11 protein-coding genes and 1 pseudogene are annotated in these 14,292 nt (G+C 48.0%); 5 read left to right on the forward strand and 7 right to left on the reverse strand.

Going from position 1 to position 14,292, the window contains the following annotated elements; genetic code table 11:
• Positions 1-16: 16 nt before the first annotated feature.
• Both NC994_RS19095 and NC994_RS19100 read right to left on the reverse strand, forming a co-directional pair.
• Positions 17-916, reverse strand: coding sequence for a metal ABC transporter permease (locus tag NC994_RS19095; protein WP_190411858.1), 900 nt, complete (start codon positions 914-916; stop codon positions 17-19).
• Between the two features lie 148 nt (positions 917-1,064).
• The gene (locus NC994_RS19100) at positions 1,065-1,835 is read right to left on the reverse strand and encodes a metal ABC transporter ATP-binding protein (protein WP_242030569.1); all 771 of its coding nucleotides are present in this window, start codon (positions 1,833-1,835) and stop codon (positions 1,065-1,067) included.
• Positions 1,836-1,976: 141 nt separating this feature from the next.
• Here NC994_RS19100 and NC994_RS19105 point away from each other — a divergent pair, with 141 nt between their 5' ends.
• On the forward strand, positions 1,977-3,020 hold the full coding sequence (locus NC994_RS19105) for a metal ABC transporter substrate-binding protein (RefSeq protein ID WP_190431814.1): 1,044 nt from the start codon (positions 1,977-1,979) through the stop codon (positions 3,018-3,020).
• Between the two features lie 204 nt (positions 3,021-3,224).
• On the opposite strand, the gene NC994_RS19110 is transcribed toward NC994_RS19105, so the two are convergent.
• Positions 3,225-3,701, reverse strand: coding sequence for a DUF3592 domain-containing protein (locus tag NC994_RS19110; protein WP_190431816.1), 477 nt, complete (start codon positions 3,699-3,701; stop codon positions 3,225-3,227).
• A 253-nt stretch (positions 3,702-3,954) separates the two neighbouring features.
• Between NC994_RS19110 and deoC the strand changes: the two genes are divergently transcribed.
• From deoC to NC994_RS19130, 4 genes and pseudogenes are all read left to right on the forward strand, one after another.
• Positions 3,955-4,644 (forward strand): deoxyribose-phosphate aldolase, encoded by a 690-nt coding sequence (deoC, locus tag NC994_RS19115; RefSeq protein ID WP_190431818.1) that lies wholly within the window; start codon positions 3,955-3,957, stop codon positions 4,642-4,644.
• Positions 4,645-4,730: 86 nt separating this feature from the next.
• Positions 4,731-5,755: pseudogene (gene recO / locus NC994_RS19120) on the forward strand (DNA repair protein RecO).
• Positions 5,739-7,433, forward strand: coding sequence for an MFS transporter (locus tag NC994_RS19125; protein WP_242030563.1), 1,695 nt, complete (start codon positions 5,739-5,741; stop codon positions 7,431-7,433). Before recO ends, NC994_RS19125 begins: the two are co-directional and overlap by 17 nt.
• 77 nt (positions 7,434-7,510) lie before the next feature.
• Entirely contained in the window at positions 7,511-8,701 is a 1,191-nt protein-coding gene (locus tag NC994_RS19130; RefSeq protein WP_190431822.1) for a glycosyltransferase family 4 protein, read from the forward strand.
• Here NC994_RS19130 and NC994_RS19135 read toward each other — a convergent pair.
• The 4 genes from NC994_RS19135 to NC994_RS19150 all read right to left on the reverse strand — a co-directional run bounded on the left by NC994_RS19135 (position 8,694) and on the right by NC994_RS19150 (position 14,266).
• Positions 8,694-9,659 (reverse strand): peptidase, encoded by a 966-nt coding sequence (locus tag NC994_RS19135; RefSeq protein ID WP_190431824.1) that lies wholly within the window; start codon positions 9,657-9,659, stop codon positions 8,694-8,696. The two genes, NC994_RS19130 and NC994_RS19135, sit on opposite strands and share 8 nt — an antisense overlap.
• Positions 9,660-9,682: 23 nt before the next feature.
• Positions 9,683-9,916: a preprotein translocase subunit SecG gene (gene secG / locus NC994_RS19140; protein ID WP_190411866.1), complete on the reverse strand. Its 234-nt coding sequence runs from the start codon at positions 9,914-9,916 to the stop codon at positions 9,683-9,685.
• Positions 9,917-10,027: 111 nt separating this feature from the next.
• The gene (gene gpmI, locus NC994_RS19145; RefSeq protein WP_190431826.1) at positions 10,028-11,626 is read right to left on the reverse strand and encodes a 2,3-bisphosphoglycerate-independent phosphoglycerate mutase; all 1,599 of its coding nucleotides are present in this window, start codon (positions 11,624-11,626) and stop codon (positions 10,028-10,030) included.
• A 945-nt stretch (positions 11,627-12,571) separates the two neighbouring features.
• On the reverse strand, positions 12,572-14,266 hold the full coding sequence (locus NC994_RS19150) for an ABC-F family ATP-binding cassette domain-containing protein (RefSeq protein ID WP_190411868.1): 1,695 nt from the start codon (positions 14,264-14,266) through the stop codon (positions 12,572-12,574).
• Between the last annotated feature and the right edge of the window lie 26 nt (positions 14,267-14,292).

Raw genomic sequence — 14,292 nt, forward strand, 5'->3', positions numbered from 1 at the left:
TGGATATCTATATGCCTTACGAGCGCGATCGCATCAGCTGTTTCAACTCTCGCCAAACTGGCGAGAGTTGTCCAAAATCCGATTGTTTATTCGTGAAGATTCCGTAGCTAGGGCTGAATAATAAAGCTAAAACAAATAATCCTGATGCAACTAATACAATCGCTGGGCCGGAGGGCAAATTTTGGTAATAACTGAGGTACATCCCGCTGATGCTGGAAATAATGCCAATCCCCGCCCCAACTATCATCACATTGTGCAGCCGCTTCACTAATAGATAGGCGGTTGCTCCTGGTGTAATTAACAGCGATAGCACTAGGATGACACCCACAGCTTTCATGCTGGCAACAATGGTTAAGGCAATCAGCAGCATTAAGCCAAAATTGAGCAAGTTAGTAGGCAATCCCGCTGCCTGCGCTCCCAATGGATCGAAGGTATAAAATAATAATTCTTTGTACAGTAGCACGACCACCAATAGGACAATTGCGGCAATGATCGCAGTGTCGCGGACTTCTTCAACGGTCACACCCAAGATATTGCCAAATAAGAAGTGATTGAGGTCAATTTTGTTATCTTTTTGGATCGTGGTAATTAAGGTGACGCCGAGGGCAAAAAAGGCAGAGAAAACAATACCCATTGCGGCATCTTCTTTAATTGGCGATCGCGTTCTGATCCAAGCGATCGCCATCGTACTCAAAACCCCGGCAATAAATGCCCCGACAAAGATATTGGCACCTACCATAAACGCGATCGCTAACCCTGGCAAAACCGAGTGGCTGATGGCATCTCCCAACAATGCCAGCCGTTGCACCATCAGATAGCTACCGACAACAGCGCACAGCAAGCCGACGAGAATGGCAATAATCAGCGATCGCTGCATGAAGCCGTACTGCAACGGCTCAATCAACGCTTCTAACATAAAAATTTAGAGGATTCTAACCGCTCCAGGCGCAAAGGACACAAAGTTTAAGAGGGAGTGAGAAGTGATTTCTTTAATTTAAAACTCACTCCGGGCGGATTGATGAAATATATTTCTGGGCGGATAGATAATGAGATAAAGACCGCCTCTACGCAGCTGCTTCTGTAAAGAACATCACCTGCCCGCCATAGGCACGATACAGGTTTTCCTGACTCAGCACCTCGTGGCGCGAACCGGAGGCAATTAACTCAGTATTCAATAAAATTAAGTCATCAAAGTGGGTGATAGATGCCCCTAAGTCGTGATTGACAACGAGAACCGTTTTTCCAGCGTCGGCAAGGTCGCGGAAAATGTCAAAAATAATTGCTTGGGTTTTCTGATCGATCCCGGCAAACGGTTCATCAAAGCAGAAAACCTCTGCTTCTTGGGCTAAAGCCCGCGCTAAAAATACCCGCTGCTGCTGTCCTCCGGAGAGTTGTCCAATCGGGCGATCGCGATAATCGCTCATTCCCACCCGATCCAAAGCATCTGCTGCCACCCGTCGGCTTACCGTAGAGAAGCGACGAAACCAGCCAGTTTTCTTGACACGCCCCATCATTACAGCATCCCAAACCGTCGCCGGATAAGTCCAGTCAATTTGCGATCGCTGCGGCACATACGCTACCCGTTCCCGTTGCTCCATCAAAGGTCTATCGCCATACAGCACCGTGCCACCCGTCACGGGAATCAATCCCAACATCGCCTTCATCAAGGTACTTTTTCCCGCACCATTGGGGCCAATAATCCCTGTCAAACGTCCCGGTGCCACTACACAACTGACATTCCGTAGCGCCTCTACCGTGCGGTACTGCACTCCCACCTGGCTGATTTTAATTGCTGTAGATGCCTCTAGTGAGGCGGCTGGCAGATGGCAAACCATCTTTGCCCAATCGGTATCAGGAGAGAAGGTGGCAGTATTCATAGGGTGGTTTTATCTTGCTTTCTTTTTAGATTACTCTAATAATGAAAAGAATATGAAAACATCTATAAAGAGAAATAATCTAAAAGATAGGTGAAATTGATGGTACAGCGCTCTAGGCTCTCCCAAAAGGTAAAAGAAAGTAATTTTTGCCTTTCCCAGGCAAAGTCGGAGAATCCTCTAGCTCTGGTTTCTAGCCTTTGCCTGGGAATTCTCTTGCCTTTTGCTTTATTCAGCTGTACCCAGCCTTCCTCAAATCGTGCAAATCCAATTGCAAATGGTAAACCTAATGTAGTTGCCACTAGCACTATCATTGAAGACTTGGCTGCGGAGGTGGCGGGAGACGAAATTCAGATCCAAGGCATTCTTAAACCGGGAACCGATCCCCATGTTTATGAACCTGTGCCTCAAGATAGTCAGGCTTTAGAGAAAGCGAACCTGATTCTATATAACGGCTATAACCTGGAACCAGGGCTGATTAAACTGATGAACGCAACCGGCGGCAAGATTCGCAAAGTTGCTGTAGGGGAAGTTGTGAAGTCTTTGCAACTGGATAAAGGCAGAGGAGAAGTGGTGCCAGATCCTCATGTTTGGGGCGATGTTGATAACGTCATTCAAATGGTAAATGCCATTCGTGACGCCTTGATTGAGCTATCACCCGAAGACAGAGAGAAATTTACTCAGAATGCAGCGCAGCTAACGGGTGAATTAAAACAACTGGATAGTTGGATTACCCAGGAAATTAAAACGATTCCAGAAAATAAGCGCAAATTAGTAACAAGCCACGACGCTTTTCAATATTATGCTCGTGCCTATAGCATTCCCGTTGCTGGCACTTTGATTGGCATCAGTACAGAAGAACAACCCAGCGCCCAAACAGTAAAGCGATTAGTAGAATCTGTAAAGGCAGCGACTGTACCGACGATTTTTGCAGAAACAACGATTAATCCGGCTTTGATTAAGACTGTAGCCGAGGAATCTGGGGTAAAGTTAGCCCCACGCCAGCTCTATTCTGACTCGATTGGTGCTGCTGGTAGCGATGGAGATTCTTACATTAAGATGATGGTTGCGAATACCCGCACGATTGTGGAAGCTTTAGGCGGGAAATATACGCCATTTGAGGTAGCAAAGACACCGAAAAAATAAGCTGTTTAGATAAACTAGCGTCAATTAAGATAAAGAGCGATCGCTTTCACCTGCATTAAACTGAAGCTAGAGTAGGTTACACAAAGCGATCGCTCTAAAACTTAGACTTAAAACTTAACTGTCTGATATCGGAAAAAAATTTTGGATTTTTTTTAACTGAGCTAAAAGTTACTAAATATATTCTTTGTACACCAAAATTTACTCCTAATTTATCAAAGATTCTTCATCAGCAAAATTCCCTGTAGTTTGAGATTTTTTGATAGGGAAAGAGTTAACAAGCATATTTAAACCTATTCCGGCAAAAAGACCACCCATCCCTAATAAAAAAATAGCTGCAAACCAAAGTGACCAAAAAAAGTTTATCTCTGCTTCGTTCGGACTATTAGGATTATAAATGATTGGAACAGATTGCCCAACTTGATATCCGGGTGGATTACTTCCCATATTGGATTCAACCTTTACGATCTCTCCATTTGGTGTCTGAAATTGGAATAAAGGGAAATAAATATGTGATTTTCTAGATGCTTGAAGTTTCAAATCAATGACAGTACCTGTAGTGGAAGACGAGTTTTTAATAAAATCTTGCGTTTGATGGTAATTTACAAAACTACCAAGTAGCATACCCGCTCCAACTACAAAAAATATGCTACCCATTGCCATTAACCCTTGCTTATCAGACATTTTCAACTTATTCTCCTTTTCCTAAAAATTTTTGAACTAAGTTTGCGACAGCTTAACTATCTAATTTCTCTCACTATCTCCTGGCTGGGAGTGTCAACCCCTCATCAGGTAAGGAAAGAACAACTGTCTATTTGGATGACCTGTACGATTAAAGCTACAGACAAGCCTGTAAAGATTCCGCGATCTTTTGTTTAATTTTTCTTAAATATCTGATAAAACTTAACAATAGGTGAGGTGAGCGAGAGGAGAAGCAATGGCTGTTACTCAGCCAAATATTGATATTGCTCCATTGATCGATCATGCGCTGCTAAATCCAACGGCTACTCCAGAGCAGGTTAAGCAGTGGTGTGAAGAAGCTGAAAGGTTTCAGTTCGCGGCAGTGTGCGTCTATCCGGCATACGTGCGGCAAGCGGCTGAGCTTCTCAAAGGCAGGCGGCCCAAAGTCTGTACAGTCATCGGTTTTCCCTCTGGAGCGACGACATCGGCGGTTAAGCTCTACGAAGCCCAAGAAGCCGTCGAAAATGGGGCGGAGGAATTGGATGTTGTCATCAACCAGGGTTGGCTGAAAATTGGGAAGACTGAGGAACTACACCGGGAAATTGCAGAAATTTGTGAAACGGGTCAAACTGTCAAGGCAATTTTGGAAACCACCCGCCTGACAGATGCAGAGAAACGACTGGCAGCGGAAATATGTATGGATGCAGGAGTGGCATTTTTAAAAACCAGCACTGGTTTGTTTGGGGGTGCCACAGTAGCGGATATCCAACTTTTGAAAGAAGTCGCACGAGAACGGGTCGGAATTAAAGCATCGGGGGGAATCCGTACCCCGGAGCAAGCCTTGGAGTTAATCATGGCAGGAGCGACGCGGTTAGGCACGTCGCACGGCCCCGATCTGATTCGTCAGCGCGATACGCTGGAGAAGGAGGGAAAGGGGAATTGGTAATGAGTAATCGGGAATGAGTCTGCTAACTCTTGACCCATTACCTCTTGATCAATTACCCATCACCTCTTGACCAATTACCCCACGTCATGAGTCGAACTTACAAAGCAACCGGAATCAATCTAAAGAGTATGGCGCTGGGCGAGTCTGACCGGCTGCTAACGATTTTGACGCCTGAATTTGGTTTGATTCGGGCTGTAGCACCGGGGGCACGCAAGCACCACTCGAAGCTAGGCGGTAGGAGTGCTTTGTTTGTAGTGAATGAGCTACTGATTGCCAAAGGGCGATCGCTCGATAAAATTACTCAGGCAGAAACGCTAGAATCTTTCCCCGGCTTAAGTCAGGATCTCCAAAAACTGACAGCCAGCCAATACCTGGCGGAAGTGGTTCTATGTCAAGCGTTGAGCGACCAACCGCAAATGGAATTGTATGAGCTGCTCAACGAACATCTGCATCGGTTAGAGCGGTTGCCTGCCAACAGCGCGGCTCTGGTTTTAGCTCACTTAGCCCACGGCGTGTTTCACCTGATGGCTTTGGCTGGCGTTGCGCCTCAGGTTCAACATTGTTGTGTCTCGCGGCATCCCCTGATGCCGGAATTTACCGATCCAGACTGGCGGGTTGGGTTTAGTACTGCTGCTGGTGGAACGGTGAGCTTACCAGCATTAGAACGCCTGCAAGCCGAAGCGCGATCGCGCACTTCTGCTAGTACAGCAAAAGGCATGGCAGTAAAGGAGAAATTCTCGCCTACAGCCATCGGCTTTTCACCTCAAGGTCAAGGCACAGTGCCAGAGGAAGCCAGTGGGAACTACCAAACAGTTGTTCATCCACAAACGCCCTTGATGCTGAACACCAAATTGAACGCCATCGAGCTGGCGCTGCTACAGCAGCTGGCTCAGCCAGAGCTACCCCAGAACGGAAAAAGCAATGAAAAATTAACTCATCCGACATCCCTAACCCCTCATCCTTCCGAAGACTCCGCTTGGGTTTCAGTAGAGCAACTGTTACGTCAGTACGTCCAGTATCACTTTGGTCGGTCAATTCGCTCTGCTGCTTTGATGGATGCTTGTTTCTCGTCCCAGCTGAATTTATCCTGAACCATGATGCAACGGTATGATTCCGATCTACAAGCTCGAATGTCCCTAAGTCAGTCTAGACAGAGGATTGAGGACGGCGAACGGTGGACTGAGGAAGGAAAATTTCCTCGCTCTTCCGGACTCAGCGTTCCCGCTTCCGAGCGCCCCCACCCTGCTTTTACTGGATCGTCAACACCTACCACATCACGCCCCTTGTCTGACGAGCGCTTAACACCCCCTGAAACTTCTGAATGGGAAGAGGTTCGCCCTGCGATTTCTTTCCCCCACTCCCCGGTGGACGATGCTGTAACCCCAGAGATAGATACAGAAACAGAAACGGACGCTCCCTCAAATGGAGGGTTGAACCACAGCGCCTCACCGTCCAATCTGGTTGTCAATGAGGAAGTAAAGAATGAGGAAGTAGAGGAGGACGCACAAGGATTTTTGCCGGTTCTAAAAAACCGGAATTTCCTGGCGCTATGGGGGGGACAAGTTTTCTCGCAGATAGCGGATAAGGTGTATCTGGTGCTGGTGATTGCATTGATTGCCACTCACTTTCAAGCACCCGATCAGACAATCAGCGTGTGGGTATCGGCGATCATGATGGCTTTTACGATTCCCGCCATACTGTTTGGTTCCGTGGCGGGTGTGTATGTCGATCGGTGGCCTAAGAAGGCAGTGCTAGTGGCAACGAACCTGCTGCGGGGGGTACTGGTTTTAGCAGTGCCACCGCTGCTGTGGATCTCGCATGGCTGGTTAACTCTTGGAGGGTTGCCGGTGGGATTCTGCATCCTGCTGGGATTAACGTTTCTGATTTCTACACTGACGCAGTTTTTTGCTCCTGCCGAGCAGTCAGTGATTCCGCTAGTTGTGGGACGCCATCATCTGCTTTCAGCGAACTCGCTGTACACGATGACAATGATGGCTTCAGTGATCGTGGGATTTGCCGTGGGAGAGCCGTTACTCGGAATTGCCGACACCCTGGTGGGACGTTTGGGTGGGGGAGCGGACATTGGCAAAGAATTGGTGGTGGGTGGCAGTTATGCGATCGCGGGATTGCTGTTGATGATCCTCCGCACAGGGGAAAAAACGAACGCTCCCGAACACGAATCACCCCATGTTTGGGAAGACCTGCGCGACGGACTGCGTTACCTAAACGAACAAAGCCGCGTTCGCAATGCCCTGATCCAACTGGTAATTTTATTTTCAGTTTTTGCGGCGCTGTCGGTTCTAGCTGTGCGGATGGCAGAAGTTATTCCTGGTTTGAAATCCTCTCAATTCGGTTTTTTACTCGCATCTGGTGGGGTTGGCATGGTTGGGGGGGCAACGGTGCTAGGACACTTTGGGCAGCGGTTCTCCCATACTCGGCTTAGCCTCTATGGTTCTATCGGAACGGCAGCCTCTTTGGTTGGTCTGGGATTGTTTACGAAGCAGCTATTGCTGGCATTCCTGTTGACAACGCTTTTGGGCTTTTTTGGGTCGCTGGTGGCTATCCCGATGCAGACAACCATCCAAGCCGAAACTCCCGACCAAATGCGAGGGAAAGTCTTTGGGTTACAAAACAACGTCATTAATATTGCTCTAAGCCTGCCTTTAGCCTTAGCAGGCGTTGCAGAGACGATTTTGGGTTTACAGGCAGTATTTCTCGGTTTAGCAGCGATCGCGATCGCAGGAGGACTCTTAACCTGGTATATTTCCGGTACAGGAAAAGAAAAGTGATGAGTTTTGAATGACGAGTTTTGAATGATTAACTCATAACTCAAAACTCAAAACTAAAAACTCAAAACTCTTAGAAAATGCACATAGCCTGGCTCGGAAAAAAATCACCCTTTTGCGGCAATGTCACCTACAGTCGAGAAGTTACGAATGCGTTGTTAGACCAGGGGCATCGAGTTAGCTTTCTCCACTTTGCCCAAGACGAAGAATCTGACCTCCAGGCTTGGCCTGGATGTGAAGAAGTGTCTCTACCTTTCCTGTACAAGTCCCAGGTTTATACGATTCCCACCCTGAGATCGAGAAAGGTTTTGACGCAATCGCTTGAAGAGCTAAAGCCAGACCTGGTGCATGCCTCGCTCACTTTATCACCCCTAGATTTCCTACTGCCGGAAATCTGCGAAGAACTGAATTTACCCCTGGTTTCCACCTTCCATACCCCTTTTGATGGGAAGCGACGCAATCTCAAATCAGGAACGCAACTGCTGACTTATCAGCTGTATGCACCTTTTCTGGCATATTACGACCGGACAATTATCTTTTCTCAAGTTCAGCGGGATTTACTAGCACGATTGGGAGTGGCAGCATCAAAGGTAGCTGTGATTCCGAATGGCGTTGATGTCCAGAAGTATTGTCCAGGGCCTTCTAACATCAAATCTGAATTAAACGCTAAGCGCCTCTTTGTCTACCAGGGTCGAATTGCTACCGAAAAAAATGTGGAAGCAATGCTCCGAGCCTGGAAAGAGTCAGAAATGGGGCCAGAGTGTAAATTATTAATTGTCGGCGACGGGCCGATGAAGCCCTCTTTAGAGCCTTTTTACGACTCAGAATACGGAATCATCTGGTGGGGAACCGAACCGGATGAGCAACGGCGAATCGAAATTTTGCGGGGAGCTGATGTGTTTATTCTGCCTTCTCTGGTGGAAGGACTTTCACTTTCCCTACTAGAAGCAATGGCTTGTGGCGTCGCCTGTGTAGCAACTGATGCTGGTGCTGATGGTGAAGTTTTGGAGGGGAATCCTTTAGAGGGAGACGCTGGGATAATTCTCAGAACTCAAGGGGTTGCGGGGCAGTTGCAAACTCTACTGCCTGTGTTACGAGGCAACCCGGAGTTTACGCAGCGACTGGGACAAAAAGCGATCGCAAGGGTTTTAGAGCGATATACCCTTAGCCGCAACATCGAGCAATTAGTAAAACTTTATACTGAGTTGCTACAGGAACGCCGAGTCCAGTTGAGTGATTGGCGTTATCCAGGGAGAACGAAAATCAGCTAGTCATCCTCCTCAAGGAGTAATCGCGTATTGTTTTATTCGCCAATACTCTACGCTTAAGCTGGCTTTGGGTGGCATTGGGCAAAGGCCATCCCAGTCGCGTTGGCTGCTGGTAGATCCGCTTGAGGGTGTTGATGTCTCTCGAAGAAATTTGGGGAGGATTACGCACCTGAGAAAAATACAGGGCATCTGTTTCTAAAGGACTGTGCCCCCAGATACCTAGTGCGTGCCCTAGTTCGTGACGGGCAGCGGATTGAATATAGTCGCCGGTTTGAGTTGGACTCAGTTGGATCGTAAATCGATGGGATAGTACAGATGGCGTGCCCGTCGCTGGGTTGAGGTAGAATTCATAGCGGGTTTCAGCAGAACGAGCGCGAGGCAGGTGAAATTCCCCGGTGCGGCGGTTAAAGGATGGCTTGAGGGGAGGAAGAGATCGCACGATCTTGATATCAGCTATCTCTGACTGCTCGACCACTTGGAGGGGCAAATAAACGCGCCATTCCTGCACAGCTTTTAACACAGCACTTGCCCACTGTTGGCTGGCGGTGGAAGTTTCTGGCATCTCTACGAACACCTTAACCGGAAACTGCGACCAAACCAGATAGCCAACGGGGGTAGGCTTCACCTGAGAGAAGTAATCACCACTGTTGCTGGTATCTTGCCATTGCAACAGTGTCGGTGGTAAGACGTGCGCTCGGAGTGTCGGCAGGGAGGTTGCTGATAGCGGGCGTGACCCTTCAGAAGTCCAAACATCACCCGCATCCACCACTCGAAAATGGGCTAAAACCGCCAATAAGCAAGTAGCGATCGCGATCCCCACCCGAATGAATCGTTTTGAGTTTTGAAAAGAGTTTGGATACCACAGGCGGTTCTGTAGGCTTCGTTTAAGAGTTTGAAAGTTTGAGGGTTTCGCCTTTTTTACTTTCCCACTTTTCTCCTTTTTCCACTCAAAAATCATCATTCATCATGCGTCACGATTTGATGCTATTGCCATAACCGATCCATGCTCAAAATTACCGACAAACCCAGAAAGATGACAGTGAATATCCAGGTTACTCGGTTCAGGGCTGTTTCTGCACTTCTAGTGCTGGTAAACAATTGAGCCTGTCCGCCAATCCCCCCAATTCCGTCTCCTTTAGGACTATGTAGCAGCACTAAAACAATCAGAATTGCGGAAGAAACCGCCCATATAATTTGCAGGATGCTATATAAATTCATAGTTGGTTGTTCGGTGTCAGTTTTTAAGAATTGTGAATTGCGGATCGTTAAGAGCTAACCGCTAAGCATCAGAAAGATGCAATGAGTCATTAGCTATTAGCTCCTAGCACTTTACAGAGAAACTCGCACGGGTGTGCGATTGGCGCGGACATCAAATTCCAGAGGAACCAGCATCGAACGACCTGTCATCTCTACTGGCTGTGGCAGCTTTAAGATTTCCAGAATCGTCGGTGCAATGTCCGACAAACGTCCATCACTTCGCAAAGTCACTTCAGTCCCATAGCCGGGAATTTTTAACCCTTCCCCTTCCACCAGGATAAAGGGCACAGGGTTCGTTGTGTGAGCCGTCCAAGGGTTGCCTTCTTTATCTTGCATATATTCAGCGTTCCCGTGGTCGGCAATGATGATCGCCGTGCCACCCGCCTTATTGATGCTTTCTAGAAGGCGTCCCAAACATTGGTCTACCGTTTCCAGTGCTTGAATGGTGGGTTCCATCTGACCTGTATGCCCCACCATGTCTGGGTTGGCGTAGTTGATGACCATGAAGGAGTAAATGCGTTTTTCAACGGCAGCGATCGCTACATCCGTCGCCGCTGCTGCTGACATCTCCGGTGCTTGGTCATAGGTTGGAACCATTGGACTCGGTACCAGTTCCCGATCTTCCCCTTCAAAAGGCTGTTCCCGACCGCCGTTGAAGAAATAAGTAACGTGGGCGTATTTTTCGGTTTCAGCAGTCCGAAACTGGCGCAGTCCCCGACTGGCAATGACTTCTCCCAGGATGTTACTCAGGTTCTGGGGTTCAAAAGCCACCAAAACTGGCAAATTCGGTTCGTACTGAGTAAAAGTAACAAAGCTCAGCGGCTCGATATGCTGTCGTTCAAACCTCTTAAAGCCGGGAGACACAAAGGCTTGGGTAAGTTGTCTGGATCTATCGGGTCGGAAGTTAAAGAAAATCACACCATCCCCCGCTTCTATAGCTCCAGGAGCAATTCGGGTTGGGATAATAAATTCATCGGTAACATTTTCAGCATAGGAAGCCTGCAAAACTTCTTGCGCCGAGCGACCATCTCCCAAGCCATCCTGAGTCATCACATCGTAGGCGCGTTTCACCCGATCCCACCGCTGGTCTCGATCCATTGCGTAGTAGCGACCGCTGAGGGTGACAATGCGCCCGACCCCAATCTGGTCAATGTGGTCTTGAATCTTCTGAATTGCCTCTATCCCCTCGTGGGGATAGGTATCGCGTCCATCTGCGATCGCGTGGATACAAACTGAGGGAATCTCTTGCGCTTTCGCTAAATCCAGTAATCCTAGAAGATGCGCCAGATGAGAATGCACCCCACCTTCGGAACAAAGCCCAACTAGGTGAAGCTTACCACCCCGGCTCTTGACTTCCTGACAGACTTGCACCAGTGCAGGATTGCTCAGTAAACTACCGTCTTCCACGGCGTCTGAGATCCGAACTAATTCTTGCGGTACAACCCGACCAGCACCAATGTTGAGATGGCCTACTTCTGAGTTACCCATCTGACCTTCTGGCAACCCTACAGCCTTGCCGGAGGTGTAAATGAGTGTGTGGGGATAGACTGCCCAGAGGCTATCCATCACAGGTGTGTTAGCGGCGGCTATGGCGTTTCCATCGGTTTCTTCGCGGTAGCCCCAGCCGTCTAGAATGACTAGCACCACGGGAGAGACAGGTGCTTGCGCCATACTCAATTGCCCTTTGTTTTCAGTAATTTCTCCGTCATGATATCATCGCCCTTTGTACTCGCAGTGTTATTTTTAGCAGCTTCTGTTAGCTTTTTTAGTTTTTTTGCCAGAGACAGCACAGCAATTCTCTCTAGATCGGATGACTATTTTATTACAGGGTTCTGAAGACAGTCCTGGTAGGAAGCGATCGCTAAAAGTACGTAAGGGAGCGCTACTCCCTTGATGACAACCGCTTGACGCACCTGCAAGAGCAGTAGGCGTCAAGCCCACACATCGCCTAGTCTGCCACGATGCGTTGGTCTTCCCCGGTTGTTGTGTCTGTTAAACCATCTAACCCGCACTAGGAAACAAGTCTAATAAGGTACAGGCTTTGCAAGCAGGCTTTTTGGCTTTAAGAACAGATCGACCGTGATATGTCAAGAAAACGAAACAATTCCCGATTCTTGCTGGAGCGTAGAGTGGTTTCTAACTCAGCGGGATCTGCCAAGAGCGATCGCATTGAGAAACCAGCGATACAGTTCTGCGGTAACTTGGATGCCTAGCTCGTCGGTGCCTTGAGCCGCCATAGTTACAGCCAGCAGCAGATGCACAGGCGGTTCGTAATTGAGATGACAAGGAAAGTCTGCATAAAGCGGCTTCCAAGGCTCCGAGATTTCTAAGGCTTGTTGCTAGTTGTTCGCCAGGTCGAGGAAAGTGGGCACGATTTCCTCCCGCGATGGAAACTTAGTCTTTTTATTATAACTTGCATCTACCTAAAGTAAGACTTTTGGAAACTTGGAAAGCCCACCCTAAGCGCCGTACCTTTTTAGCTCTCAAGAACGCAATAAGCAAGGGTTGAAACCTATCTTTATTGCCAAAGGAACGTCAGCAGTGGTGAGACTACTGCTGACGTTCCTTTGCGACGATTCTTTACGTTCTCTGCATTTAAAAAACGACTTCTAGACTTTATTTGCGTTTGCTAGATTCCTTAGCAGCTTTTGCAGCTTTCTTAGCAGCTTTATCAGCAGCGATCGCCTCTAATCTTGCCTGCTCTTTTTCTTCAGCAATTTTGTCTAGATAGTAATGGTAATCTCCTCGATACAGGCGGAATTCGCCGTCACGGATCTCGACAATTTTATTGGCAACTTTGGAAATAAAATATCGGTCGTGGGAGACTAAAATTACCGTACCTTCGTAGTTTTGGATTGCCTCTTCCAACATTTCTTTAGCCGGAATATCCAAGTGGTTAGTAGGCTCGTCCAAAATCATTAAATTAACTGGGCGCAAAAGCATTTTTGCTAACGCCAGACGAGCTTTTTCACCCCCGCTCAGAGCCTCAACTTTTTTAAATACGGTGTCACCGCTGAACAAGAAGCGTCCTAGAAGTGTGCGAACCTCCTCATTTTTCCACTCAGGAACTTCATCATGGATAGTTTCCATGACAGTTCTAGACAGATCCAACGCTTCCGCCTGATTTTGCTCAAAGTAGCCAGGAATCACGTTGTGAGCGCCTAATTGAACTGAACCTTCAGTAGGTTGTTCCATGCCCATAATTAGACGCAACAAGGTTGATTTTCCAGCCCCGTTCGGACCGAGAAAGGCAATGCGATCGCCTCGTTCCATTAGTAAATTCGCATCTAAAAATAGAATTTTTTCGTCGTAAGTATGTACCAAATTCTGAATTTCTACTACCTCGCGACCACTGCGGGGAGCGTCAGGAAAGCGGAAGCGCAGGGTTCGTAATCCCCCAGTCGGCGCTTCAATCCGTTCGATTTTTTCTAGTTGTTTCTCACGGCTTTTGGCTTGGGTGCTGCGAGTAGCACTGGCACGGAAACGGTCAACAAAGACTTGCTGCTTTTCTAGTTCTTTTTGCTGGCGTTCGTAGGCGCTAAGTTGGGCTTCTTGGTTTTCCGCTTTTTGTTGTAAATAAGCAGAATAGTTGCCTAAGTAGGTGGTAGAAACGCCGCGTTCTGTTTCTACAATTTGGGTGCAAAGACGGTCGAGAAATTCTCGGTCGTGCGATACTATCACGATTGGAGTCTTCAGCCCTTTGAGGTAGGTTTCCAGCCACTCAATGGTTTCTAGATCCAGGTGGTTCGTCGGTTCATCCAGTAGTAATAAATCGGGTTTTTGGAGTAAGATTTTGCCCAAACTCATCCGCATTTGCCAGCCACCGCTGAAAGCGCTAACGAGGCGATCGCCATCTTCTGGCGCAAACCCCATTTCTGGCAACATCTTCTCAATCCGTGCATCTAACCCATAGCCATCCAACGCTTCAAATTGCCGCTGTAGCCGATCCAATTTGTGGATCAGGCGGTCTAATTCCTCTGGATTCGCAGTTTCCATTTCTCTCGGCACCTGCGCTAGAGCGTGCTGTACTTCGTTGGCTTCTTTAAAAACCGTCCAAAGTTCTTCTCGCACAGTGCGCGTCGGATCTACCTCAAATTCTTGAGTCAGATAGGCAATGTGCAAATTTGCAGGACGAATCACTTCCCCAGCAGTGGGTTCCATTTCCCCTGCAATAATTTTGAGCTGAGTCGATTTTCCGGCACCGTTAACGCCGACTAAGCCAATGCGATCGCCCGGTTTGACTTCCCAGTTGACATCCTTGAGAACTTCGCCGGTGGGATAAATTTTACTGATATGTTCAAGTCGTAACATCAAGAGTCTCCAAGGATGCTGGGGGA

Origin of the sequence: Trichocoleus sp. AS-A1 (genome assembly GCF_039962015.1) — a bacterium.
Taxonomy (GTDB): Bacteria; Cyanobacteriota; Cyanobacteriia; order Cyanobacteriales; family FACHB-T130; genus FACHB-T130.